General features: G+C 62.4%; 18 protein-coding genes. 15 read left to right on the top strand and 3 right to left on the bottom strand.

What is annotated here, in order from left to right:
- The 10 genes from J2X98_RS17605 to drmC all read left to right on the top strand — a co-directional run bounded on the left by J2X98_RS17605 (position 1) and on the right by drmC (position 19,905).
- The gene (locus J2X98_RS17605; protein WP_307310774.1) at positions 1-1,461 is read left to right on the top strand and encodes a MinD/ParA family ATP-binding protein; all 1,461 of its coding nucleotides are present in this window, start codon (positions 1-3) and stop codon (positions 1,459-1,461) included.
- Between the two features lie 68 nt (positions 1,462-1,529).
- Positions 1,530-1,760 (top strand): hypothetical protein, encoded by a 231-nt coding sequence (locus J2X98_RS17600; protein ID WP_155854532.1) that lies wholly within the window; start codon positions 1,530-1,532, stop codon positions 1,758-1,760.
- 141 nt (positions 1,761-1,901) lie between these two features.
- Entirely contained in the window at positions 1,902-3,746 is a 1,845-nt protein-coding gene (locus J2X98_RS17595; RefSeq protein WP_307310770.1) for a hypothetical protein, read from the top strand.
- Positions 3,747-4,556: 810 nt separating this feature from the next.
- Positions 4,557-5,327: a ParA family protein gene (locus J2X98_RS17590; RefSeq protein WP_307310768.1), complete on the top strand. Its 771-nt coding sequence runs from the start codon at positions 4,557-4,559 to the stop codon at positions 5,325-5,327.
- A complete protein-coding gene (locus tag J2X98_RS17585) occupies positions 5,327-5,650 on the top strand; it encodes a hypothetical protein (RefSeq protein WP_307310766.1) in 324 nt (107 codons plus the stop codon). The genes J2X98_RS17590 and J2X98_RS17585 overlap by 1 nt, the downstream gene beginning before the upstream one ends.
- A 511-nt stretch (positions 5,651-6,161) precedes the next feature.
- Positions 6,162-9,308, top strand: a complete 3,147-nt coding sequence (gene drmD, locus J2X98_RS17580; RefSeq protein WP_307310765.1) for a DISARM system SNF2-like helicase DrmD — start codon at positions 6,162-6,164, stop codon at positions 9,306-9,308.
- Complete coding sequence (locus J2X98_RS17575; protein WP_307310763.1) at positions 9,308-13,414, top strand: Eco57I restriction-modification methylase domain-containing protein; 4,107 nt, start codon at positions 9,308-9,310, stop codon at positions 13,412-13,414. Before drmD ends, J2X98_RS17575 begins: the two co-directional genes overlap by 1 nt.
- Positions 13,411-17,127: a DISARM system helicase DrmA gene (drmA, locus tag J2X98_RS17570; protein WP_307310758.1), complete on the top strand. Its 3,717-nt coding sequence runs from the start codon at positions 13,411-13,413 to the stop codon at positions 17,125-17,127. The genes J2X98_RS17575 and drmA overlap by 4 nt, the downstream gene beginning before the upstream one ends.
- A complete protein-coding gene (gene drmB, locus J2X98_RS17565; RefSeq protein WP_307310755.1) occupies positions 17,127-19,205 on the top strand; it encodes a DUF1998 domain-containing protein in 2,079 nt (692 codons plus the stop codon). Before drmA ends, drmB begins: the two co-directional genes overlap by 1 nt.
- The gene (gene drmC, locus J2X98_RS17560; RefSeq protein WP_307310753.1) at positions 19,195-19,905 is read left to right on the top strand and encodes a DISARM system phospholipase D-like protein DrmC; all 711 of its coding nucleotides are present in this window, start codon (positions 19,195-19,197) and stop codon (positions 19,903-19,905) included. Before drmB ends, drmC begins: the two co-directional genes overlap by 11 nt.
- Positions 19,906-19,938: 33 nt before the next feature.
- Here the strand turns inward: drmC and J2X98_RS17555 are convergent, their stop codons facing one another.
- From J2X98_RS17555 to J2X98_RS17545, 3 genes are all read right to left on the bottom strand, one after another.
- Entirely contained in the window at positions 19,939-20,253 is a 315-nt protein-coding gene (locus tag J2X98_RS17555) for a hypothetical protein (protein ID WP_373460920.1), read from the bottom strand.
- Positions 20,234-20,566 (bottom strand): hypothetical protein, encoded by a 333-nt coding sequence (locus J2X98_RS17550; RefSeq protein WP_307310751.1) that lies wholly within the window; start codon positions 20,564-20,566, stop codon positions 20,234-20,236. Before J2X98_RS17550 ends, J2X98_RS17555 begins: the two co-directional genes overlap by 20 nt.
- A 462-nt stretch (positions 20,567-21,028) precedes the next feature.
- On the bottom strand, positions 21,029-21,334 hold the full coding sequence (locus J2X98_RS17545; protein WP_307310749.1) for a hypothetical protein: 306 nt from the start codon (positions 21,332-21,334) through the stop codon (positions 21,029-21,031).
- Between the two features lie 553 nt (positions 21,335-21,887).
- On the opposite strand from J2X98_RS17545, the gene J2X98_RS17540 reads away from it, so the two are divergent.
- The 5 genes from J2X98_RS17540 (at position 21,888) to J2X98_RS17520 (ending at position 26,448) form a co-directional block, all read left to right on the top strand.
- Positions 21,888-22,319 carry a hypothetical protein gene (locus tag J2X98_RS17540; RefSeq protein ID WP_307310746.1) on the top strand — a complete coding sequence of 144 codons (432 nt, stop codon included), beginning with the start codon at positions 21,888-21,890 and terminating at the stop codon, positions 22,317-22,319.
- A gap of 74 nt (positions 22,320-22,393) precedes the next feature.
- Entirely contained in the window at positions 22,394-22,744 is a 351-nt protein-coding gene (locus tag J2X98_RS17535; RefSeq protein WP_307310744.1) for a hypothetical protein, read from the top strand.
- A gap of 606 nt (positions 22,745-23,350) precedes the next feature.
- Positions 23,351-24,364, top strand: coding sequence for a DUF4192 domain-containing protein (locus J2X98_RS17530; protein WP_307310741.1), 1,014 nt, complete (start codon positions 23,351-23,353; stop codon positions 24,362-24,364).
- 199 nt (positions 24,365-24,563) lie between these two features.
- Positions 24,564-24,716 carry a hypothetical protein gene (locus J2X98_RS17525; protein ID WP_307310738.1) on the top strand — a complete coding sequence of 51 codons (153 nt, stop codon included), beginning with the start codon at positions 24,564-24,566 and terminating at the stop codon, positions 24,714-24,716.
- A 529-nt stretch (positions 24,717-25,245) separates the two neighbouring features.
- Positions 25,246-26,448 (top strand): IS110 family transposase, encoded by a 1,203-nt coding sequence (locus tag J2X98_RS17520; RefSeq protein ID WP_170838002.1) that lies wholly within the window; start codon positions 25,246-25,248, stop codon positions 26,446-26,448.
- Positions 26,449-26,525: the final 77 nt, after the last annotated feature.

Genomic DNA, 26,525 nt, shown 5'->3' with positions numbered 1-26,525 from the left:
ATGATGGAAACTCAAGCACTCGACTTCCCCAAGATCAACGCCGTTCTGCGGACGAACGGAACCGGCGAAGTCACCATCAACGGGACCTCCCACGCGATCGAGGCCGCCGACGAAGCCGCTGTCCTGGGCGAGGCGCTACGCCTCATCTCTGAAACCGCTGCTCAGCTCGGCCGACCCGTCCGCGTCAGCACCACCGATCCGGACGGTCAAGGCCTCATCATCGTCTCCCCCGATGGCGTCGTCAGCGAGGCCGCACCGATCAAGCCCACCCCGAAGCGGGAGCAGGACACCTTGACCGTTACGGCCACCCCTTCGCCCGGAATAGCCAAGGCCACGACTACTGCCGCGCCTACTCCTACACCAGCCTCGGCTCCCGATGCCTCTCCGGCCAAAGAAGTGCCGGCACGCCCTACCGACCCTGCGCCGGTGACCTTCGGTGCAGCTGTCACGGACTCAGCCCAGGGGCCCGCGCCGGGCTCCACAGCAGCCGCTGAGGCGCCTGCCACACGGCGCAGCCTGAAAGACACATCGTTCCTCATCAGCGCGCCCGTGCTCCAGCCAGCCACGCGCGGCTGGCGCGGCGCTCTCAGCCGCCTCGGCTTCCGCATGGACCCCTCCCCTGAAGAGCTGGCCCAACGCGAGGACATCCGCACAGTAAGCCAGCACTGGCCCGGCCCCCGCACCGTAGCTGTCGTCAACCGCAAGGGCGGAGCGAACAAGACCCCCACTGTGGTCATGCTTAGCGCGATCCTGGCCCGCTACAGCGGCGCGGCGACTGTCGCCTGGGATAACAACGAATCACAGGGCACCCTCGGCTGGCGTACCGAAAAGGGCGGTCATGACAACAGCGTCCTGGACCTCATCGACTCATCCCAGGCTCTGCTCTCCCCCAGCGCCCAAGCAGCCGAGATCGCCCAGTTCGTCCACCACCAGACCTCAGACAAGTTCGACGTCCTGCGCTCGGACGAAAACGAGGAGGGCGACCACGAAGTGACCGCAGAGGAAGTGGACATCGCGCACCAGGTACTCACCCGCTACTACCGTCTGATCGTCATGGACTCTGGAAACACGGCCCGCGCGGCCAACTGGCGGCGAATGATCCACCACACTAACCAGCTCGTGGTCCCCGTGACAGCGATCGAAGACCGCGCCGAAGCGGCGCGTCTGACCCTCCAAACCCTCGAATCCCGCGGCGGCCACGACGCCGAACTGGCCCGCAACGCCGTCGTGATCGTGTCCGAGTCCACCGACGCCAAGCGCAGCATGAGCGGTGATGCGCTCAAGCGCGCCAAGGACGAGGCGCGACGGATCGCTGACGGCTTCGCCCCCCATGTACGAGCCGTTGTCCGCATCCCCTACGACCCCGCCCTGGTCAACGGACCCATCCGCTACGACGCACTCCAGCCAGCCACCCAACGAGCCTGGCTCGCCGCAGCCGCCGCCGTCGCAAGAGGCTTCTAAAAGAGATGAAGCCGACACGCCGTACTTTATGTCCGGTCCCCAGCGTTTCAGAAACTAACGTGAGGGGCATGGCAATTCAGAAACGCGCACGCGGAGGACGCCCTTCTAAAGGGGACCGTCATGTTCTGACTACCCGGCTCCCCGTTGCAGACGCAGAAAAGTTGTTCGCTGTTGCAGATCACCAAGGGCAGTCGGCTAGTGAGTTCATCGCACATGCCGTTGCTGAAAAGCTCGCCGCTATCGACATGACATTCGTTAGCGGCCAGGAGGAACTGCCTATCGGCCGTATCGCCTCTTAAAAGAGGAAGGCCCGCACTAGGCGGGCCTTCTCGGAAGCATTAAGTCCAGATCCAGTTCTTGGCGGGACACGATCTGAACTTTTGACAACACCCACGCTGTGGGTGCCATTTGTGTTACCTCGAAAGGAACTACTGCACACCATGGTACCGGAACCGGTATCGGCGTCAACGCATGCCCTTATGGGTGTCGCGCCGTATGTGAAGCCAGAAGAGGCATGGAGCCTTGCTCCGATGATTGCTGGCGCACCTTCGTACCGATTGGGTCGGTGGATTGGTTCGCGATTCCAGTACCCGCGGCCGCGGGCCACGCCGAAAATCACACGGTCGCTTCCGGAGCGTCCTGCGGCGGTGATGGTGCATGGGCCGGATGGCTGTGTTGCCACGCTGTGCTTGGATTTTGACACGTCCAAGGCCCTCAAGGGTGTGGTTGATGCGGACGCTACCCGGGTGGGCCGGTTGTTGTCGGCATGCGGGGTGCTTTTTGTTGAGGACTTCTCCCCCAGTGGTGGCCGGCACGTTTACATCCCGCTGCGGGATCGTATGGACGCAGCCGAAGCCAGGGAGCTGGTGGAAGCGCTGGCGCTGACAGCGACGAGCCTGGACCCGAGTCCTCACCAGAACATCACGGACGGATGTATCCGTGTCCCTGGTTCGGTGCACAAGGCCGGAGGCCATCAAACCCTCGTCACTCCACTCTCCCAGGCCTACGACATCCTGCGCCGCCGCAACCCGGCCTCTGCGCTGGTGGAGCTTCGGGCCGCTCTGGCTCCGGAACTAACCCGTAAACGTGCACTCAAAGCCAGGGCTGCCAGGAGTGTGGCCTCACAGCGAAATGGTTTCTTGCCGCAGCTCTCACTGACCATGGCCAGTGAGTCTCCGCTGCGCAGGGTGGCGCGTACCGGCCTGTATGACACGGCTAGGTACAAGAGCCCATCCGAAGCTCGGATGGCTGTACTGAATCACTTCAGCGCCTGTGGTTGGTCCCTACAACACGTCGAGAACGAACTCACTGGCCAGTTCCCCGGGCTGGCAGCGCTCTATGGAACCCCTCAACGCCAGGCACGACTCCTGCCCTATGAGTGGGCCAAAGCCCAGTCCTTCACCTCCACCCAAGTTCTGCAGAAACGAGACCCGCATAAACAGAGGAAAAAGACTGCCCCTATTAACAACACAAGCCCGACTTTAACCACAGGGGGGGCGGGCAAACTCAGTAGCGCCGGTGTGCACCAGCTCGTGAATGACCTGGAAAATATTCTCTACGCAGTCGTCGACCACAGACTGCGTGCCAGAGGCCGGCAGGGCCTTAGCCTTCGTTTGCTGATTCGTGGGCTACTGGGCTACATGAGAGCCAAGGAAACTGACGTTCTCAATGTTGGTTGCCGAACCCTTGCTGCCGCGATGGGAAAGCACCACGTCACGATCGCCCGGCTCCTGCCCGTTTTGGTTGCTGCCTCCGATGGCATCCTGACCAAAGTTGCGGACGCACGCCACAAAACCGCCGACGTTTACCTCATCCAACTCCCTGAGCAGTATCAACAACTGGCTCGGGAATTATCCTGGCGAAAAGGAAAGATCCACGCCATCCGTCCTGTCTTCCGGGCGCTTGGCGACGCCACAGCGCTGGTGTATGAAGCTATTGAACGTGGTCGGGACGCTCCCACCACAGCGGACCTCGTGCGGGCTACTGGTGTCAGCCGGAATGCATGCTCGGCAGCGCTGGCAGAGATGGAAGCCCTGGGTATGATCCAACGCCAAGGGCACACTTGGAAGACGACCACAGTCAACCTGCGCATGCTCGCGGCACGACTAGGTGTCATGGATGACTACCTTGAACAGATCAGTCGTAACCGACATGAACGCGCTGCTTGGCACGCCTACCTAGACCGGTTTTTTACCACCCAGGTACAAAAGGCCGACCTATTTGACCCAGAACGGGACGAGTACTGGCTACCACCCGACGATGCGGCAATCTGGTACGCAGCTTGAGGCGAAACATGACAGGGAAGGGAGTAGAGGCGGATCTCTACGATGTCGAACGGGAACAATATTGACTGCTTCGGACTTCGATTCGGCCTTATGGACATTAGCCCAGGGCTTCCTTAGCTTGTACTGCCCTCGGTCAAGCAAAGGCGCAGGCGGAGAATCAATCTTGACGTATTTATTCTTGCGCCGCCCCTAGAGCTGCATGACGCGGATCTTTTCCGAAAGCTGATATGCACTCGGACATTTGAATCCGGAAACGCCCGGGTTGGAAGAGCGGACAACTCCAAAGGCGATCCCCCGCTCAATCGGGGGGGGGCGCTCCAAATGCGTGCTCATCGAATGCGTCATCCCCCGTAATTACCCTTGAATGTCGCCGTCTCAGAGTACTGGGTCTGTGTTAGCGGCACATGGAATAAATCCAGACGTATTTATCTGTCCTGACAGCTCGGTGCTAAACCTGTCTGTCCAACTTCATGCGGTTCCTGAAAGCCTCGGCACTCCCCCAGCATTGCGTTGGCGAGCCCTGGGCCTCACGTTACCCAGGGATAGTTCACTGTCGCTTCCCCGGTAGCGCTGGGTCGGAGAAAGCTCCTCCTTCCGTAGCTTCGTTTTCCAGAGGCGACTCGCCGAGATAAATACGTCATGACGTAAAGATAGACGGATAGATTGATAGACAGATGCCCCTGCTTCGACTCGCGGTGCCATGGCTGCGGGTCAAGCGGCGATAAATACGTCATGACGTAAAGATAGATTGATTGACGGATGGATAGATGGGCAGACGGATAGATTTATAAATTACGACTGAGGTGACTTGTGAAAGTAACTGCGATAGGGAACCGAAAGGGCGGAGTCGGTAAGACCTCTGTGACACTGGGTCTTGCCACTGGTCTCAAGTTGATTGGCAAGAAGGTGCTGGTAATTGACCTGGACCCTCAAGCTAACGTCACCGAAGCACTTGAAGGCTCAGGCGAGTTCGACATCTTCGACGTGCTATATGGGGGAGATGCCGGCACTTTAGGCCAGGCCATCACAGAGACCTCCTGGCCTGGCATTGATCTCATTCCCAGCTCGGAATCGCTTGCGCGGCTGGAATCGGAAAGCCTCATGACTCCCGAGCTGCGGTTAAAGACCGCCGCATGGGGTGCCGAGGAATTGGCGGGATACGATCACATTCTTTTGGATCTTCCTCCCGCGTTGGGTCGTCTGACGCTAAATGGCCTTATTTGGGCTGATCGAGTCCTGGCTATAACCGAGCCTGCGGCCTTCTCCGTCAAAGGAGTCACCGAATTCCTGGAGACAGTGAAGAAGGTGCAGTCACTACCGCACCTGAATCCGGCACTTGAGTTCCTGGGAATCATCATCAACAAGACCAGTTCGCCCCTCACCGGAGAGCATGCCTTCCAGATCGGCGAATTGGAGGCTGCCTACGGTCAGGACGTAAGGAGCCCCCACCTTCCACTCAGGACTGCCATGCAGGACTCGGTCAGCTCGAGAGCGCCTCTTACAAAGCTCAACAGCAGGGGAGCTGTAATCATGACCGAAAAGTTCGTCGAACATGCTCGCTTTATCGATGGAGTCAACTGATGCCAGTAGAGAGAAAATCAGCAATCCGCAAGGCACCCGCTGCGGACGTGGTCGATGTTCTGACCTCCCGAAGCGACAGCAAGAAAGCGCAGGCTCCAGAACCTTTGCGTGCCCAGGCACCCGAACCGTCGGAAGATGCTCCTCGATCATCCTCCAACAGGCGTCCCGGACCGGGCCGCCCTCGGAGCAAACGCCGGATGGAACCCTTCTCCTCAAAGATAGAAATCGAACTCCGAGACGAGATGGATGACTATGTGGCTGAGCACGGACTTTCGATCATCGACTTCCTAGATGAAGCCGTCAGGGATCGCCTTAAAAAATAATTATGTCTGGACGTAATTATCAGTCTTTGCTGTTTAAGAGAGGGCAAGGAGTCAGGTGCGCTGAAGTTGGCGTGTAAACAAGGGTCCGTGGGGAGCTGCATACGTGCGCGACTACCCGGAGTGGTTGTGAAGAACAAGGTGGGTCTCAAAAAGGTACGAAAACCATCCCGATGTTCCACCGGGCAATTGATACCTGGATCGCACAATCTGGTGCCAAGGTATCCAAAGCGAGAATCGAACAGCGCAGCAGCCAGGGCAAGGGGGAGTCCTACAGTGCCTTTATCTGCCCAGGTTGCAGCGCGCTCATGGGCCAAGTCTTTGTGGCCCAAATCAGCTCTGAACACTGGTCGATCATTAGTGCACCTCTGTTGCGAACGACTACCTGACACGTCGCAGTCCATGAAATCGGTCTAGCGGAGAGACGGGAAGTGATTAGATGAATCCACCCGTGCGTCACCGTTGCGACGTTGCGGGTTTCGTATGGGGTGGAGCAACGGAGCTAGGAGCATACGTGTCAACATCTGCTGTTGCCGCACCGCCGTTGCCGGAGCCCGGCCAGGTCGTCGAAGTTCGTGGGTCAACATGGGCCGTGGTCAATGTCCAGGCACAGGGACTCCCTCGCAGCCCGGCCGACGAGTCGGTGGCACAGATTTCGCATGTGGTGGATTTACAGTCCCTGGACGAGGACCGTCTTGGGGAACAGCTGTCAGTCGTGTGGGAGCTCGAAGTAGGTCACACAGTAACCCCGGCTCAGGGTCTGCCGGAGACGATCTACGCCGAGCAGTTTGATGACCCAACCACCCTGGCTGGCTTTGTGGACGCAATGCGATGGGGTGCGGTCACCAGTGCTGACCCAAACCGCTACCAGGCTCCGTTTTGGTCGGGCGCGAATGTCGAGGCGTACCAGCTTGAGCCGCTGCGCCGCGCGCTCGGCGCGCCTCGCACCAACCTGCTGCTGGCCGACGACGTCGGCCTGGGAAAGACCATCGAAGCTGGCTTGGTAATCCAGGAATTGCTGCTGCGGCACCGTGCCCGTACAGCGGTCATCGTGTGCCCTCCGAGCTTGTCACTGAAGTGGCAAGACGAGATGCGGGACAAATTCGGGCTCGACTTCACTATCGTCAACTCTGAACTGATGGCGCAGGTGCGCCGCACCCACGGGCTGCACGCCAACCCGTTCCTGATGTTCCCGCGTGTCATTGTGAGCATGGCGTGGTTACCGCACGTCCGCTCCCAGCGGCTGCTGCGCGATGTGTATTCCCAAGTGAAAAGCCCAAAGACGGCGAAACGCTTTGCATTCGACATCCTCGTGGTCGACGAGGCCCACCACGTTGCCCCGTCCAGTCCCCCGGCAATCGCAGGTGGCCGCGGGTACGCAGTGGACACGCAGCGCACCGTGGCGGTGAGGGAGCTCGCGGAAAGGTGCGAACACCGGCTCTTCCTCTCGGCGACCCCGCACAACGGGCACCCGGAATCATTCACGGCTCTGATGGAGATGATCGATTCCAGGCGCTTCTCCCGCGGGGCGCTCCTGGATTCGAAGGCACTCAAGGATGTGACCGTCCGCCGCCTCAAGAGTGACCTGACCGGCAAGGACTTCAAGAAGCGCAAGGTCAGCGCGCTGTCCTACACCCCGCGCGAGGACGAACAGGAAATGTTCGAGCTCTTGGACCAGATCGTCGTCAAGAGCGCCAAGGCCAATGGCACCAAACCCAGCGGCGACATCGTCACGATGCTGCTGAAGAAACGGTTCCTGTCCAGCCCGTTCGCGTTCGGGCAGACGCTCTCGCACTACATCAGCTCCAAAGCCGGCCGAGGCCTGGCAGACGACGACTACGATGACGTCTTCGGAGAAGGGCAGTCGGATGAGGAAGAGGGTCTGTGGGAGCAGGATGAGGCCGAGCGGCTTCGCGAATCGAAGGGCTCGGATCCGCTGGTCGCCGCTGAACCCCACCAGCTGAATGCGCTCATGGACTGGGGGCTGAGCTACGAGTCCCGCGCCGACTCCCGGCTTGATGAGTTGCTGAAGTACCTTGATTCCGTATGCCGTCCGGATGGCAAAGGCTTTTCGCCCGACCGCGTCGTGGTGTTCACCGAATACGCACACACTGTCGACTGGTTGACTCGTGTGTTGACCCAGCGCGGGTACGGGGACAGGCTCGCGGTCATCCAAGGCTCCACCTCGCCCGAAGACCGCGAGTACATCCGGTCACAGTTCACCGAGGACCCCGATAAAGAACCAGTGCGGCTCCTGCTCGCCACGGATGCGGCCGGCGAGGGTATTGATCTCCAGACGCACTGCCACCGGCTGGTGAACTTCGATATCCCGTTCAACCCGTCGCGCTTGGAGCAGCGTATCGGCCGTATCGATCGGTACGGCCAGAAACAGGAACCTTTGGTCTTCCACTTCGCTCCGGCCAGTGAATCCTCCGTCTACGCAGCGGATGCCTCCTTCATGGCCCGCGTCGCGAGAAAGGTCGCAAACGTCGAGCAGGACCTCGGCTCGGTCAACCAAGTGATTGGTGACGAGATCCAGCGCCACTTCGGCAAGCGTGCACCCGTGCGCTCCAAGGCAAAGGGAGTGGACACGAACAACGTCATCAACACAGCCCTGGCCGGCGGCATGGAGCTCAACGCGCGGCTGACACAGCTTGAACAGGGCTACGAGGCCTCACGCACGGAGATGCACCTGGATCCAGCGAACCTGCGTCGTGTGGTCGACACCGCCTTGCGGATCAACCACCAGCAGCCGCTCACACCCAACCACAACTTCGATCACGTCACTGACGCCGAAGTATTCGATGTGCCCAGCCTCTCGGCGGGATGGAGCGCAGCCCTCAAAGGTTTGCCGACACGTCTGAAGCCCGAATTCTTACGGCCCATCACCTTCGATCCCAACGCCGCCGACGGGCGCAACGAACTCGTGTACGTGCACCTCGGACACCCAATCGTGCAGAAGGCACAGCGTCTTTTGCGCCGATCACTATGGAGCGTCGACTCACCACTCAGCCGCGTGACAGCCGTCGTGGTGGACGATCTGCCCGAATCATTTGTCGCCGCAGTCACCCGCATGGTCCTCGTCGGGCGAGGCGGCATCCGCCTCCACGAGGAAGTCTTCTTGGCCGGTGTCCGCCTGCATGGGCGCCGCGCAATGGCCGAGGAAAAAGCCGAAACCGCCCTGGACCACGCACTCGACGGCGAGAAAATCGCACTGGCGGACGAGCGCGTCCGTGACCAACTCTGCGACCTGTGGAACGTAACCGATGCCCCGCTGCGCGTCCGTCTCGAAGAATCCATGCAGGCCCGCGCCGGTCGCCGCCACGAGCTCGTCCTGGAACAGCTCACGCGTCGCCAGGAAGCAGATGTCCAGCGGGCACGGGACATCTTCGCGGCGTTCCGCACGAACCTCCGCGACTCGCTCGCCCGTCTGCGGCGCGCCGATGAAGAGGCCGCAGCAATGCTCCTGCCTGATGACCAGCAGCGCCAACGCCGCCGGGACATCGAAGCGATGGAACGCCGCCTGGACGAACTCGACGACGAAGAAGCCCGTGAGATCGACGCGATCAGAGAACGGTATGCCGACGTCAAGCCCCACACCACAGCCGCGGCAGTCGTATTCGCCCTCACACGTGATGACGCAGAAGGATGGACCAACTGATGGCACGACCCAGGAAGGCCACTGCTCTAAAGACCAACGCTACAGACCTGCACCGGGCGTGGCTCCAGCTCGTCGATGCAGATGGACCCTTCCTTGCTATCCCGCCGCTCAAACGGGTCTGGCCTAATGGCATCCCGGACTTCCGGGCTACTCACTCCGACCGCTTTGACGCCCTGGTCGAAGCCCGCAAGGCGTTCGAGTCCGCCTGGGAAGCCCTCGACCGCGACCCCGGCAGTGACATCAGGTTGGGCGGCTACCGGACAGAACGTGACAAGTGGGTCGAGACCGTTCTGCGGGACGTCGTCGGGTGGGGTGAATCACTGGAATGGGGCATCGTCCCCGGCGTGGAGGTACAGTCGCCCAACCGGGCGGTCAGCGTCATCGCTCAGGGAGCCCTTCTCGGCGCGGAGAGGCTTGGCGCGCTCGTGCTCGTCGTAGATCCGACGGACTCGCTGCGCCAGACACCCAGCGATTTGTGGGCCGCAACTCCGATCGATCGCTGTGAGGCTCTCCTACGCGAAAACGGAGTGGAGATCGGCATAGTCACTGACGGTCGTTGGTGGGGCCTGGTTTGCGCCCGTGAGGGCAGCATGGCCGCTTCCGGCATAGTGGATGCGCTCACCTGGGTGGAAGAGCCCCGGGCACGGGACGCCTTCCTAACTCTCGTCGGGAGACAGCACATCATCGGCGGCGACCCCGCCGAGCGCCTCCCTGTGCTTTTTAAGGAGTCCATCGCCGCAGCGGAGGAGATCACTGAAGCGCTCGGCGCGCAGGTGCGCCGGGCTGTCGAACTGCTCATACAGTCGTTCTCAGAGTCTGCTGCCGAGGCTAGACGCCGTGGCCTGCCCGACCCGCTCCCGGATAGAAACCACGACACATACGAGGCTGCCGTCACCGTGATGATGAGGGCGGTGTTCCTGCTGTTCGCTGAAGAGCGCGGCCTGCTTCCTGCGGGGGAGCTTTTTGAGCAGGGCTACGGTATCGCCGGCGAACTCGACCGAGTCACTGCCCGGAAGAACGAGGAAAGCGAGGAAGCCCTCGATGCCACCTCGCTGACCTGGCACCGGCTGCTCGCAACCAGCCAGGCTCTCTACAAAGGGGCATCGTTCGAGAACCTCCGCATGCCGGCCTACGGAGGATCGCTGTTTGACCCGGCACGGTTCCCCTTTCTCACGGGCACAGATGAACAGGGCGCTCTGGCCGTCACGGTCTCCGACCGGGTGATGCTCCACGTGCTGCGCTCCATTCAGGTGGCCTACGTGAAAGGCGAAAGCCGGCAGATTTCGTTCCGCGACATCGACGTCGAGCAGATCGGCTACATCTATGAAGGTCTGCTTGGTTATACAGCGACACGTGTGAGTGAGCCCACCCTCGGCATGATTGGAACCACCGGAGCGGAGCCCGAGATCCCGCTGGCCGTACTTGAAGAACTCGCTACTGCACACGATGACCCGAAGAAGCTTGCCGCGGCGATCCGTGCCTGGGTTGAGAAAGACCAGCCCTCAGCGAACCCGTCGTCAGCGGCTGCCATCGCCAAGGCAATCACCACGGAAGCCGACCCAAGTGCAATTAGTGCCCTCGCACAGACTGTCAGAGACGACGAAATATTGCGCGACCGCATCAGGCCATGGCTTGGACTCATCAGGCCTGATTTGCGGGGCCACCCGTTCGTTGTCTTGAACGGAGGGCTGGTGGTGAAGGAAACCCCTTCACGAAAGAACGCCGGCGCCCACTACACGCCGAAGTCCCTGGCTGAAGAGGTCGTTCTACATGCTCTCCAGCCGCTGTGCTACTCTCCCGGCTCGCATCAGACCGCTAACAGCGAGCAGTGGAAGCTGAAGTCTTCCGACGAACTGCTGGGACTCAAGGTTGCCGATATTGCCTGCGGGTCTGGGGCGTTTCTCGTGGCTGCTGCCCGGTACCTCGCAGACCGCGTGGTGGAGGCATGGACTGAGGAAGACCCCGCCAACTCCCAACGCAAGGACCTGTACGGGCGTGCCATCCGCCAGGTGGTTGCGACCTGCCTCTACGGAGCTGACATCAATGACATGGCCGTTGAGATGTGCAAGCTCTCCCTCTGGCTCGTTTCCCTCGACCGTGATCTTCCATTCTCCTTTGTCGACGACAAGGTTTTCCTCGGCAATTCCCTGCTCGGACTTAGCAGCCTCGATCAGCTCCGCAAGCTTCACATCGACCCAACGCGTGTCTCGTCGAGCCAGATGTTCGAAATCTTCGACGTCGACATCGACACGATTATCCGCAAGGCCGTCGCTCTGCGGGACCGTCTCGCCACAGAGATCGATGAAGACGACCCCGCGCGTAGCAGTGCCGCTAAAAACCGGCAGCTGCGAGAGCTTCGCGAGGTCACCGCATCGTTGCGCATGATCGCCGATGGCGTGATCGCGGCGGGACTTCCTCTCGGAGGCAAGCCGGGCAAGGCACTGGACGACGCCTACGGGAACTTGCGCGAAGCTGTAAAGAAGGCTCATCCGAGGCCGGGCGACGGGGAACCGGACAGCAAGTGGCTCGACGCCCTGATCGACCGCGGCCTCACCCCGACTGTGCAGACCGACTACAAGCGGTGGCAACCGCTGCACTGGCTGCTTGAAGCGCCCGACGTCATGGTAGATCACGGCGGTTTCGACGCGATTGTTGGAAACCCTCCATTCCTTGGCGGAAAGAAGGTCTCCGGAGCGGTCGGGGTGGACACACGTGACTGGCTTGTCTATCAAATCGCCGACGGCGCTAAGGGCAACGCCGACCTGGTCGCTTACTTCTTCCTTCGCGCCTTAGCGCTGACAAAGCCAGCAGGCACTCTTGGCCTAATCGCCACCAACACAGTGGCCCAAGGTGACAGCCGCGAAGTAAGCCTCGACCAAATGGCCGCCCGCGGCTTCACTATCACCGCGGCTATCCAGTCGAGACAGTGGCCCGCAGCCAGCGCCAATCTCGAATTCGCCGCGGTCTGGGGAAGCCGAGGGCCGGTGGCCGACGAGGTGCCTCGTATCAGCAATGGTGTTGAGGTGCGCCGGATCAGCACACTGCTTGAACCAACCGGCAGAGCCGAGGGCATCCCGAAACGACTGGCGGAGAACGAGGGTATTGCGTTCATCGGGTGCTACGTGCTGGGCATGGGCTTTGTTCTGGATCAGGACGAAGCACGACGGTGGATCACCGAAGACGTGCGGAACGCAGAGGTCCTGTTCCCATACGTCACTGGCGACGACCTCAACTCACGCGCAGACAGTTCAGCGAGTCGGTGGGTGATTGACTTTAACGACTGGTCGGAGGACTTGGCGCGTACCTACAAACTTCCGTATCAGCGCCTTGATACAGAGGTGCGACCAGAGCGTCAGAGGCTTAAGCCGGACGGCAACTACGCTTTACGAAAGCCCCTGCCCCAGCGTTGGTGGCACTACGCTGACAAGAGACCAGCGATGCGCAAAGCCATCGCTGACCTAGACGAAGCCCTTGCCATCAACTTACATTCAGTGGCGGTAACGCCTCTCCGAGTTGAGACGCGGCAGATATTCAGTCACGGGACAGCAGTCTTTGCGACGGATTCCTATGCTGACCAAGCTGTTTTGACGTCATCGGGACATCAACTTTGGGCAGTGATGCGTGGATCGACGCTTGGTCACAATACAGTGCGCTACACGCCCACCGATGTCTTCCTGACCTTTCCGAGACCTGAACCAACCGAATGGCTGAAGCGTATCGGCCGGACTCTTGATGAGGAACGGCGAGAGATCATGCTTCGGCGGGTCCTCGGACTGACGAACCTCTACAATCTCGTGAACGACCCCTTACTTTCCAACGATTCCGATCCTGATGTCGCGCGTCTGCGCGCGATCCACGTCGAGCTGGACGAGGCGGTGATGGACGCCTACGGCTGGTCAGATGTTCCGCTGGGGCATGGTTTCCACACATACCGTCAGGTGGAGCGCTGGACGGTGAGCCCTGCCGCTCGAGTTGAGATCCTTGATCGCCTGCTGGAGGAGAACCAGCGCCGTGCGGCTGCTGAGTCCGCTGCGAGTCCGAAGAAACCAGCGAAGGGCCGAAAAGCGAAGTCTATGTCGGAGGGAATGGAGACACTGTTCTCATGAGCGAAACCACGACCGGGCGACCACCACAGAAGCCGTACGAGCTCAACCATGAGCTGGATGGTTCGTCATTCATGGTGCGCGAGAACCTGGCCGACATCCTGGAGCGGGAACTGCTCGGGCCCATTCACGGACCCGAGGAAGTTCTGCCGTTCAGTCCCCGCTCCCAGTATCTGGTGGGGCACATCGCTCCAGTGAAGCTCACAGGCAAGGCTCTGAAAGATGGCGCATCCGAAAACACCCCGGAGCGCGGGCACATCGTCGAGGCCCGCATGGATGATGACGCTGCGCGCGAGCAGCGCGGCGTTCCAGCATTCGCTGCCGACGAGACAACTACGGATGCGGAAGACGATGACCCGGAGGACCGCACCCCGAAGCAGGGTCTGATGATTCCGGCATCCATGGGCCTGCGGTTCCAAGTGCCCGCAGACCTGGCCTCGTTCACAGTTACCGCATCATGGGGTACGTACTCGACAGTTGAGACCGACCAGGTCACCAAAGCTGGCCGCCCCATTCGCCACTACCAGCGCATTCCCGTCGAAGAACCACGCACGATCACCCTCGCCGACCTGTCCCCGGGGAAGACTGCCACGATTACCCTCCGGGATGCAATCTGCCTGCGGGTGGACAGGTACGACGATCCGCAGTTCGGCCGGGTGCTAGTGGAGATTGCATTGTGCAATGACCGGGAGACGCCGATGCCGATCCCGGTGAACATGTGGCTGTTCCAGACCCAGCTCCGCGTGAACGCCGGCGGGGCGGAGGTGTTTCTCCCGGTGCGGGATGCGCTGGAGCAGGACTGGCCGGAGCATGACGACGAGGTCAAGCGGTTGAACCTCCAGTACCGCAACCGCCTGGAGTTCGCGATCGGTCGCACCTGCTCGGTGGATTGGGTGACGCGCACTGGTTCCCGGCGGGCAGCTGAGGTTTCTACGACCTGGCTTCCTGTCGCTGAGACGCCGCAGACACGCGCTCGATCGGTGAAGAACGCGCAGCTGTCGATGGATGCGCTTTCGACAGTGACACCAGAGGGGCTGAAGGCGGGCCTGGCCCCCCTGGTATCGGGCTATGGTGCGTGGCTCGACGAACAGGGGGCAACTGCAAAGAATCTTCCCGCACATCTTCAGGAGACCGCCGAGGCGGTCCTGTGGGATGCGGCCCAGGCGCGCCAACGGCTTGCCGACGGGCTCGAACATATCGCCAGTGATGCTGAAGCGCTGCGCTGCTTCCAGTTCATGAACCGCGTGATGCGCGATCAGCGCATCGAATCCCAAGTAGCAGCCCTGCGGGCATCTGATCCAACAGTGACGATCGAGCAAGCACAGGCAGCAGTCGCCTCAAAGGGTCCGGGCGCAGCTTCGTGGCGTCCGTTCCAGCTGGCGTTCATCCTCATGCAGCTCGGCGCACTGACAGATCCGACGGCACAATTCCGTAGTGCCGATCATCTGGCGCGGGTTGAACTGCTGTTCTTCCCCACCGGTGGTGGCAAGACCGAGGCCTATCTCGGCCTCGCTGCCTACTCTTTCGCGATCCGCCGGCGCCAGGGGCTGGTCTCCTCGACTGACGGCCAGCTCGACGGGCGCGATGGCGTAGCTGTTCTCATGCGGTACACCCTGCGACTGCTGACCGCCCAGCAGTTCCAGCGGGCAACGACCTTGATGTGCGCGGCCGAGCTGGCGCGCCGCGAAAATGAGGGGATCTGGGGCGCAGAGCCTTTCCGCATCGGGCTGTGGGTAGGCACGGACGTGAGCCCGAAACGGTTTGAGGAAGCGGATGAGCAGCTCACCAAGGCCAATGAATACGGTTCCCACCGGCTGACTGTCCTCCAGATTCAGCGGTGCCCCTGGTGTGGCACGCCCATTACAGCGGCCCAGGTCAAGACTGATGCGACGGTGCGCCGGGTATTCGTTTACTGCGGCGACGACCTCGCCCGCTGCCCCTTCTCGAAGGGCGGCGCTGTCGCAGAAGGTCTCCCGGTACTCACCGTCGACGAGGAGATTTACCGCCTCACCCCCGCCTTTGTGATCGCGACCGTGGACAAGTTCGCCCGACTTGCCCGAGAGGGCGAGGCAGCCGCACTTTTCGGGTACGTTAGCCGCCGCTGCGGACGCCACGGGTACGTCCACCCGGACTACTCCAACTGTGACATCACCACGACCCACCCGGCGAGCAAGGACGGGCACCCAGCGGCGACCGTGCAGACCGTCAACCGGCTGCGGCCACCGGACCTGATCATCCAGGACGAGCTGCATCTGATTACCGGTGCCCTCGGCACAGCTGTCGGCCTCTTCGAAGCCGCCGTAGAGACCTTGTCCTCATGGGAAACACCGGATGGAAAGCCAGTGAAACCCCTGATCGTGGCCTCGACAGCGACAGTGCGCAATGCCCAGGATCAGGTGAGGGGACTCTACGGGCGGCAGGTCGAGATCTTCCCCCCGCAGGTGCTCGACGTCGCCGATACCTACTTCTCCCAGGAAGTTCCGATCAGCCGGGAGAGCCCAGGGCGGCGGTACCTGGGTGTCAGTGCCCAGGGTGTGCGCCTCTCCAGTGCGGAAATCCGGCTAGCCGAGGTACTCCTACTGGCGGGACAGCTCCTTTTCGACCGGGCCGGAAGCGCTGCGGACCCGTACATGACGCTGGTCGGCTACTTCAATGCCACCCGTGAACTCGCGGGCATGGCCCGGTACGTCGCAGACGATGTAGCGAACAGGGTCAGTAATCCGCGCAAGGACTCGGGCTTCCCCCGGCGATATGGCGCCGCTTTCGGCAACCTGCACACCGCCGAGCTGACCTCCCGGATCGCCTCGGCCGAGATCGGCAGAACTCTGGACCGGCTCGGCCTGGAGTTCGACTCCAACTTCGACACAACAACAGCTGTCCAGGCCCGCATGGCCGCCGTCCGCGACAACAAGAAGGCTCCCCGCAGGAAAGAATCACCATTCGACGTCGTCCTGGCGACCTCCATGCTCCAAGTAGGGGTTGACGTGCAGCGCCTCGGGCTCATGCTCGTGGTCGGACAACCGAAGAACACCGCAGAGTACATCCAGGCATCCTCGCGCGTCGGCCGGGATCCCTCTGACCGGCCCGGTCTCGTTGTCGCACTCGGGAACTGGGCCCGCCCACGGGACCTTGCCCATTTCGAGCAGTTCCGGAACTACCACAACACGTTCTACGCCCAGGTCGAGGCGCTCTCAGTGACCCCGTATTCGCCGACGTCGCTGGAGCGCGGTATCGACGGGCTGCTGGTCAGTGTCGCCCGGGTGCTCCAGGCTCCCGTCGCTGACGGGCTCTCCCCGGAACGCAGCGCCTGGCGGATCAAGGAGCAGCCAGAGGCGCTCGAAGCACTGGCGGAGCGACTAAAAAAACGCATCGCGGCCGCCGCTCAGGACGAGGACACCGCCAAGAGGGCAAGCGACCTTCTCGTGAACCGCATCGACCGCTGGCACCAGCGCGCGAAGCGGGCTGCCGAGATGAGCAAGACCCTCGTATACGAACGCACCGGCGAAGGCGATAAGTACCTGCCCTTGATCATCAGTCCCGAGAATGCCACGGCATCGATAGGAGGGTCCTCCGAAGCCCCGTTCGTTATTGCCAACTCGATGCGCGAGGTGCAGCCGGAAATCAATCTACTGGTCAGTCCGCTGTCAGAGCGGCTGTTCTCGCGGGCACCCGAAGGAGCCCCGAAGTGGACCCTGCCAATGGGAGAGGACGATTGATGGCCGAAACCATCTCCACCGATAAGGACAATGCTGAGCCCACAAACAGCCTTGCCATGCTCCACGATCCTGGGCAGACGCTCGACCCGCTGACCGATGCCGAAGATGGAGCGGTCAAGAATCGTGCAAAGGTTGGCTCCGCCCGGCCCTCTTCACTGCTCTACACCTATGGCCCAGGCGCGATCATGGACCTCCCTGGGTTTGCTGTCATGCCTGCCGGGCTCGACGATTGGGAACCGATCTGGAAGCGCCGGGAATTCATCCCGACCATCGTCGAACCGCGGCTGCTGAATGTCGTACGGCTCCACCTTGGGCCTCAGGTTGACTCGCTCCGCCCGTTCCCGTGGCAGCCGAAGAAGGGAGCAATGTCCAAGGAAGGATCCGACCTCGGCGTTCCGGCGCGCGCCTTCCCGCAGTGGTTCCGCTGCACCGGTTGCGACTATCTCGGACCCCTGCCGCGCTTCGGTTACACGAACACCCACCCATTCCGCCCGGACTTGGCCCAGTTCACCCACCAGAGCTGTCCGGGCCGAGGCAGGAAAACGCCCGGAGCAGCCGGACGGAACCGCCAGAGCCCTGCCGTTCCCGCCCCGCACCTGCTGACCTGCACCAACGGCCACCTCGACGAATTCCCCTACACACTATGGGTGCACCGAGGCGGAACCTGCCCGAAAGCGGAGCTGCCTGACTTGAAGATGCGGGACGCGAACATCGGCCAGAGCATCGGCTCGATCATCAGCTGCGCCTCCTGCGGCGCATCCCGTGGCATGGCCGAGGCCCAAGGCGCGGCCGGGCGCGACAAACTCCCGCAGATATGTCGTGGACGACACCCACACCTGAATGCCTTCGACTCCGAATGCGGCGCCCGTCCCACCCTGATCATGATGGGGGCATCCAACCTCTGGTTCTCCTCTACCCAGTCGGTCATTGTCATGCCCCGCACCGACGCTGAAGAAGCCGAAGCCCTCGCTGACCAATTGCGCGCTGCGGTGGGAATCGAGAAGGTCGCCAAGTACGCCTCCGATCTGGACACCCTCAGGGACGTGGCAGACGGAAAGATCGACCTCAAGGATGTCTCTGACCAGAGCCTTGCGGCAGCCGTTGCGGACGTGCTCGCGCCCGTCGATCCTGAGGAGGTCCGCCAGGAGAAGCTCGCGACTTGGGACCCGGTGGAGCTGCTCGTGCCGGAATGGCGCTACCTGCAAAAGCCGGCTCTGTTCCCGCAGCAGCAAAACTCCAGCGGCCTCATGGTCACTGAGATGCAACGAGGGCAGAACCTGCACGCGCGCATTGCGCGAGTCGTCGCCGTCAACCGGATGAAAAAGATCAACGCCGTTCTCGGGTTTACCCGGCTCGACGAGATGGACCGGGTGAACGACCTTGCCAGCCGCCTCGTCAAACTAACACGCAAGGGTAGACCAGCCTGGGTGCCGGCGACCGAAGACCGCGGCGAGGGAATCTTTCTTCAGCTTGACCTGGAAGCTGTGGACGAGTGGGAAAAGAAGATCCTGGACTCCCCGCTATGGGCAGCTCACAAGCAGGCACACCGACTGAACTTCTCCCGCCGCTTCTCCGAGACAGCCGCGTCAGTCGATCCGGACACGCGACTGCCCGGCCCGCGATACTGGCTGCTGCACACCTTCGCCCACACGCTCATTCGGGAGATGGCGATGTCCTGCGGCTACGGCGCGGCCAGCCTCACTGAACGCATCTACGGATGGCCTTCGGGGCCGCAGCGCGAGGCAGCAGCCGGACTGCTCATCTGTACCACCGCCTCCGACAGCGAGGGAACTCTTGGGGGGCTCGTCGCACTGTCCGAGCCCACGCGCTTGGAGGGCCTCGTTATATCGGCTCTGCGCCGGGCGTCGCGGTGTTCTTCGGACCCCGTTTGTGCGGTGCGCACTCCCAGCGACCCGGAGGACTTCCTCCATGGTGCCGCCTGCCACTGCTGTACGTTCGCTTCGGAGACCTCGTGCGAGAAGTCGAATCGGTTCCTGGATAGGCGCTTTCTCCTGGATCTGCCGACCATCATGGGTCCGGCCGTGCCCGGGTTCTTCGGGAGCGTTGATGCCTTCTGACCCTTTTGGGGCACTCGGAGAGTTTCTCACCGGTTCCGAAGCCGAAGGCCTGGCCATACAGCTCGCCACCGGCCAGCACGTCACCAAGGCTCTCGGAGCGGTCAGCGCCTCCCGCCGTGAACGAGCCCGGCGGCTTCTTGCAGCCGCCGGTCTGGGGCACACAGAGGTTGAGCGGTCGGTTGCCGTCCTACAGGCTGTAGCCGGAGCCAAGGCCGTCCATCGAGATCTCACACCTGTTTGGACCATGCCCGGCCACGAAGCCAAAATCGGGCACCTTACGGGTGAGTTTCACCGGCTTGTCCGCTCCGCCCGCCAGTCCGTGACCTGCGCAACATATAACTTCGAGAAGACCTCGAAGATGTGGTCAGTGCTCCGGGAAAGTGCTGAACAACCGGGGGTGACGGTCACCGTTTACGTCGACGGGGACAAAGCCGACGCCGTGGACATCAAAGCCCATCTCGGCGGTGCGACAGTCTACCGATCGGCCGTGTTGCCGACCGGCAAGCCCGTGGTCAGCCACGCGAAGTTCGTCGTCATCGACCACGAGATGCTGCTGCTGACCAGCGCCAACTTCTCCTTTAGCGCCGAGAACCGCAACATCGAGTTCGGCCTTCTCGTACAAGACTCCGCTCTCGCCCAGTCCGTCGAATCTACGATGATCAGCAAGCATGGCACCCTCTATGAGCTAGTACAGAGTTGAAGCGTCTGCGCCGGAAAACTACGCGAGGGCGGATCAGTTGTCAGTGATGGATTCCAACAGCCACTGCTCCGTCAGCGGGTCGCGGCGCAGCTTGAAGGTCCGCAGAGCTGAAGTCGAGGCTCCCAAGCGCACCTGCAACCGCCAGTGCTCTACATCTACAACGTTTCCGACCCCTACCGGCACGGTCCGCTGTGTCTCCCACCAAGAGTCCCTGGTGAACCAGCGCAGCGGCTCCGCCGCTACAGCCCACACCCGCCCGTCGTAACGGACGGCCAAGGGAGTGCCGGCCGCGGTGAAGCGGACATCCACGGGTGCGTCGATGGTTGTTTCACTTACTGTTGCTGTCACGGCTGGTCCGCTCTCCCAAATTCCTGTTCATCATTTCCTCCCGGCGGGTGACCGCCGAACTCCACACCCAGGTCCGGTACGTGACCGGCCCGTCCTTCCACGTCACTTCGACCGCTTTCGCCGTCCACGCGAACACCTCACCGTCCACGAGCTCCGCGCAGTTCGGGAACCGGATCCACGCCTTCACCGGGATCCCCGGATACCCGTTCTTTGCCGGGAAGCGCTCGAAATCCAGCTCTTCCACGGTTAACCCAATCGGGCCGGCACGCCGCGCGTACTGCGCCTGCAGCGCGGAAGCTTGCTCCGGTCCCATATCACAACCTTAGAACGTATATTCGAATAGACACGCCAATAAAATGCAGCCGTCTAAGCTGCAGGTTTCAGTGTGGGGGAGGGGTACGACAAAGGCGGCCGGGCTCAGTGCCGGAGCGGGTTATGCCCATTGTGGGCAGGTGGAGACCGGAGGATGAATCTCAAAGCTGTCCACACTGGGTACAACCCGCCGCGGCGCCGTCGTCAGCGGTGCCTGTTGTTCAGTTAAGGGGTAACCATGACCTCTGCAGGGTCCAGCTCCGGCCCGGAGCGCCGATAGCCGACGGGGTGACGGAAGGACGTGCCGGACCGTTTAGGCCCCCGGGCAGTGCGTTTGGGCCGGGGAAGGTCTTGACGAGTTTCGTCAGGGCAACCGCGACTGGTGGGTGCAGTGCCGGCGGAAGGGACTCGGCCATGGGCCCAGCCCTAAGGGAGAAACCAGTACGCACGTCCGTGGTGGCTTTTATGTGGCCGTGAGACCTTCGGTAGCGGCGTCCTCCGCGTCGACGCGGCGGAGTAATGCCGCCATACTCCGCACGGCTGCCGGATCTTCTTGCCAGGGTTTCCCGCCCCGTGAGCAGGCGTGAAAACTGGTGGCGGCTGACTCTTTCGCCGCCTCGGCGAGTTCGGCCCATGCCGCTTTCAGATCTGCCAGCTGTTCAGGAGTCAACGGCTCGTGGTCCTTCGGCTCAATGGCCGCTGCGAAGGTGGGGCGACGAGCAGCCGGTGTCGGCTTGCGCCGACGGGCGAACCAGCTCCACAGACCCATCGGCTTTCCCTTCGTTTCAATACTCCAATGACCGTCCACCAGGCACAGCAGAGGGCCGCAACCGGTGGGAAGGGGCCCCCTCTGCCCTGGGTGTAAACATCCTGCTGCTTACGCCTTCGAGCATGCCATACCGGTAGGTGATACCGGTAGGTGATGGTGCATGCTCGCAGGGCTCGCACCCGTGTGGGCGTCCGCTGGCGCGGCCGGCTGTTGGGTCCAGGGGTCGCCGTCGCAGAGCTCCGGACCCCCTGGCCTTGTGTTGTCTGCGACGCTTTTTGGCTGCTGTCCTGACGGATTGTACGTGGCCGCTCCGGCCGGTCTAGCCCCTCCTTCGTCGGGGCCTGCGGTGCAGGAAATGTCCCTGCGGCGCTCCTTCGTCGCTTGTTTCCTCCGGGAATTTCCCGCCCCTTGCCCTCATGGGTAGACAGGCCTCCGTCGGCCACAGCTCCGCAAGCTTCGCCAGCAGCCAAAACAACGGGGGAGAGGGGAAGCTGGCCGGTCACCACAGGCCGCCCCACCCACCAACCCTTTCGGCAAAAAAGGAGCAACACCAATGAACGCAGTCACTAAGAGGACCGTGACCACCGTCGACACCGGCGAAACGGTCCACGATGTGCCCGTGCTCGTCGATTACCACATGAACGACGGCTACGACTGGATGGACGAGATCAGCGAACACGGTTGGGCCGTGATCCCCAGCTGGGGCTGTGACGGCTGGGACCTGGGCCAGTGGCCATACATCATGGTCGCCGGGATCCGTACCGCCGACGAGATCGGGAACCTGTTCGGCATGGCCACCTATTGCGAGGGCGACGTACGAACGACCTTCTATCGGACCAAGGCGAGGTTCTGGACGGCGATAAGCGAGCAGGCGTTCTTCCACTGGAAGAACGGGCAGGCCCAAGGCCCGGATGACCTGCCCGAAGCCGCCGCCGAACTCCCCGGTCGGTACCGGATGCCCTACGCCGTGCGGGACGCCGCCTAACCAGCACTGACAACCGCTGTACTGCCCGGCTGCAGCCGGGCAGTACAGCACCCCAATATCTTCAAGGAGCAACCTTGAGCAACGACGACACCGCCCCCAAGGGCATCACCGCCCTGATCTACCGCGACGCCCTGGGCACGGACTTCTCAAACCGGGGCATCTCCTCCCGCGTCATGGAAGTAACCGTCATTGGCGAGGGCATCGACCCGGTTTTCGAGGCCACCGAGGAACGGCCCGCCGTCCGGCTCGTCAAAAACGAGCACCTCCACCGCGAGACCGTGGTCCACGCCGAGCCGATCACTGGGGCCGGTGAACCCGCCCCGTGGTTCATGTTCGGCGGCACATTCATCTTCAGCAGTGACTCAAGGTTCCGCCGTGCGGCCGGACACTATGGAGCGGTCCCGCTCCACGACCGCCGCGAATAAGGCCCGGAGGTGGCCGGTCCTTTTGGGGCCGGTCACCGCGGGCGGTCCGCCGCCTGTGGCCAGCTTTCGCTGGTGGTTGGCGGCGGCGGACCGCCCATCCCGCAGCAACCAGGTGCAGGGGCGGCGGCCGTCGGCGGCACGCCTGGGCAGTTGGTCGGGTGGGGTTAATCGTGGATCCCGGGGGTGAAGGGCAGGCTCGCGGGGCTCGCCCTGGTTTCCGCTGCGCTGCAACCAGTTGATGGGCGTCCGCTGGGGCGGCCGGCTGTTGGGTCCAGTGGCGCCGTCGCAGAGCTCCGGACCCCCTGGCCCTGGGGTGTCTGCGACGCTTTTTGGCTGCTGTCCTTCGGATTGTACGTGCCCGTTCCGGCCCTTCTAGCCCCTCCGTTCCTCCGGGGCCTGCGCCCCGGAAAAGTCTTCTCCGGCGCTCCTTCGTCGCTTATTTCCTCCGAAGATTTTCCGGGTCTTGCCCTTACGGGTAGACGGGCCTGCACGGGCACAGCTCCGCAAGCTTCGCCAGCAGCCAAAACAACGGGGGGAGAGGGGACGCTGGCCGGTCACCTTGGCCGCCCCACCCACCAACCCTTTCGGCAAAAAAGGAGCAACACCATGAACGACTTCATCAAATTCACCGGTCCGGCCGACGTTCTGGCCTTCATTCCGCACACGCTGGGACAGAACCCCACGGAGTCCTTTGTCGCACTGACCCTGCAGGGCAACAAGATCGGCGCGACCCTGCGCGTGGATGCCCCGTTCGGGCAGGACACGGTAGGTTTCGCCCAGACCGTCGTCAGCTACCTGACCGCTGACGAGGCCGCCACCGGCAGCCTGCTGGTCATCTACACCGACGAGAGCACAGCCGACGGCAGCCGCCCCTACGCCGGGCATGTGCAGGCACTGCGCACTGAACTGGAAACCGCCGGGATGCCCTTGCAGGATGCCTGGCTGGTGACCTCGGAGTTGTGGCGGAACTACCACTGCACGGACCCCAATTGCTGCCCCGACCAGCCGCTGGATGCGATCACCACCAGCAATGGCAACGCTGCCCTGATCTACCGGGGAAGCGCCGTGACCGGGTTCATCGCACCGGCCCCCTTCACCGGAGAAGAGACGGCCCGCGAGGCTATCAGCGCGCACACGCCCGACGGCTGGCCCGAAGACCTGGAAGCAAGCCGTGCTGCCTGGGCCAAGGTACTGGACGAACCTAAGAGCCTGACGACCGAGACCGCGCACCAGCTGGCAGGAGCGTTGCAGCACCCGACCATTCGGGACTACATGATGGGTGACATCGTTCCGCACGCGCCCGAGCAGTTCACCTCCGTCCTGCTCGGTGTGTTCCTCGCCCGCCCGGACTGGGCGCGCGTGGACGCGGCGCAGGAAGTCGCGTTCGAGCTGATGAAAGCCACCCCGGAAGGCCAGCGCGCCCCTATGTTGTGCCTGATCGGCTGGCTCGAATGGCTCAAAGGACAGTCCAGCTTCGCTGCCCGGTACTTCAAGCTCGCGCTCGAGGACACCGCCGGGTATAGGCTGGCGGAACTGCTGGGCGAACTGGTCAACCGCGGCCTGCTGGCAGACTGCAGCCGCGACCCGAAAAAGGCCTATGACCGCCGCCTGAAGCGCTAGCTTCGACAGGGCCGGACTCCACCACTGAGGGGTCCGGCCCTCCCCGCGGGATCTACCCCAGGTGCGCGGCGGCCTCGCCCGCCAGGGCTCCTCCGGCCGCGTAAACGCTGCGCGGGCGCCGCGACTTCCAGCCCGCGCGCAGGAACTGCCGATACCGTGAAAGGACACCGCAGTCCCGTCCAGCCAAGGAGTTCCGAGCGTGGCAGATCAATACCGCATGACCGAGGACGATACCGTTGCCCCGGATGCGAGCCCCATTGAAGACATCCTGGAACTCAGCCTGCTCACCGCAGGCCCAGCCACCGGCCCGGTAGACCGGCCCAGGAAAGATCACCGACACTACGAGCTGTAAACGAAGCAGCGGTCACTGACGCTGCTGACGCTGCATCACAAGTTTCCTTTTTGCCGAGGACAACCACGAAGGGCCGGCCACGTCATCAACGTGCCGGCCCTTCGTCATGTTCGCCGGGGACCACACTTGCGGCCACCAACGTGGCTCGCGGGCTCGCCTTGGTTTCCGCTGCGCTGCAACCAGTTGATGGGCGTCCGCTGGGGCGGCCGGTTGTGGGGTCCAGGGGGTACCGTCGCAGAGCTCCGGACCCCCTGGCCCTGTTTGTCTACGACGTTTTTGGCTGCTGTCCTTATGTTGTTACCGGGCTCAGTTCCACGGCCGTTGTAGGGTCGTGGCTACCCAGGGGAGGCGGGTATGGCTTGGCTGCTGTGGACCGCACGCTTGCACGTGACGGCTCCGTAGGATTGGCCGCCCGCCACCCCGCGATGACCCGACCGCTGATTGAGAGACGCGACATGATCGCCGGATAAGGACACGACGGCGCGGTTATCTGCTGGGCTCTTCTCATCCAACAGACTGGAGGCTGTTCTTGGTGCAATTATGGGCCGGCATCGACGCCGGCAAAGCCCATCACCACTGCGTTGTGATCGATGGCGAGGGAAACAGGCTGCTCTCGCAGAAGGTTCCCAACGACGAAGCGGCGCTCATCCAACTTTTGGGCACGGTCCTGGACTTGTCGGACGGTGGTCCTTTGGTGTGGGCGATGGACTTGAATCATGGCGGACCGGCGCTGCTCATCGCGTTGCTTGTCGGTCATGGTCAGAACCTTCTCTATATTCCTGGGCGGACGGTGCACCACGCCTCGAAGATTTATAGGGGTGACGGCAAGACAGATGCCAAGGATGCCGCTGTGATCGCCGACCAGGCCCGGATGCGGACTGACCTGCAGCCTTTGCGCGCCGGTGACGAGATCAGCGTCGGGTTGCGACTCCTAACGGCCCGGCGGGCTGACAAGTCGGCGGATCGGGTGAGGTCGATTAATCGACTCAAAGCTCAGCTCCTGGAGTATTTCCCCGCGCTGGAGCGGACCTTCGATTACAGCCGATCCAAAGCCGCGCTGATGTTGCTGACCAAGTACCGGACTCCGGATGGGATCCGCCGTGCCGGCCAGGCGCGAATCCAGGCGTGGTTGAAGAAACACGGTGCTCGTTCCTCGGCAGCGGTTGCTGCGGCTGCGGTAGAAGCCGCGAAGTCCCAGCAGACCGTCGTTCCTGCCCAACGCATCGGGGAGGTGATTGTCGCAGCCCTCGCCCGCGAAGTGGCAAGTTTGAACGAGGAACTGGAAGAACTGGATGCGCTGATCAGCGAGAAGGTTACTGAACACCGGCATACCGAGGTGCTGTTGAGCATGCCCGGCTTTGGCCCTGTCCTTGCCGCCGAATTCCTTGGTGCCACCGGCGGAGATATGACGGTTTTTCAGTCTGCGGACCGGTTCGCCGGTGTTGTTGGATTGGCGCCGGCGCCGAGGGACTCCGGAAGGATCAGCGGCAACCACCATCGGCCAAGACGATACGATCGCCGGCTGCTCCGCGTCTTCTTCCTCTCCGGGCTCTCGGCGCTTAAATCCTGCCCGGCCTCACGTGCCTATTACGACCGAAAACGGGTGGAAGGGAAATCTCACATCCAGGCCATGCTCTCGCTCGCCCGACGGCGGCTCAATGTCCTCTGGGCCATGCTCCGCGACGGCACTACTTACACCTTGGTATCGCTGGCACCACCACTTACAGCCTGATCTAGCCGTCTACGACCGGCGGCTTGGTAACGAGACGATTCCTGCGCCTGGCGATCATAAGCGTTGTGGGTGCTTGC

It is taken from the genome of Pseudarthrobacter enclensis, from assembly GCF_030811655.1.
In the GTDB taxonomy this organism is placed as follows: Bacteria; Actinomycetota; Actinomycetes; order Actinomycetales; family Micrococcaceae; genus Arthrobacter; species Arthrobacter enclensis_A.
Note: the sequence above shows the minus strand (reverse complement) of the source record. Positions and strands in the feature narration are given on the sequence as shown.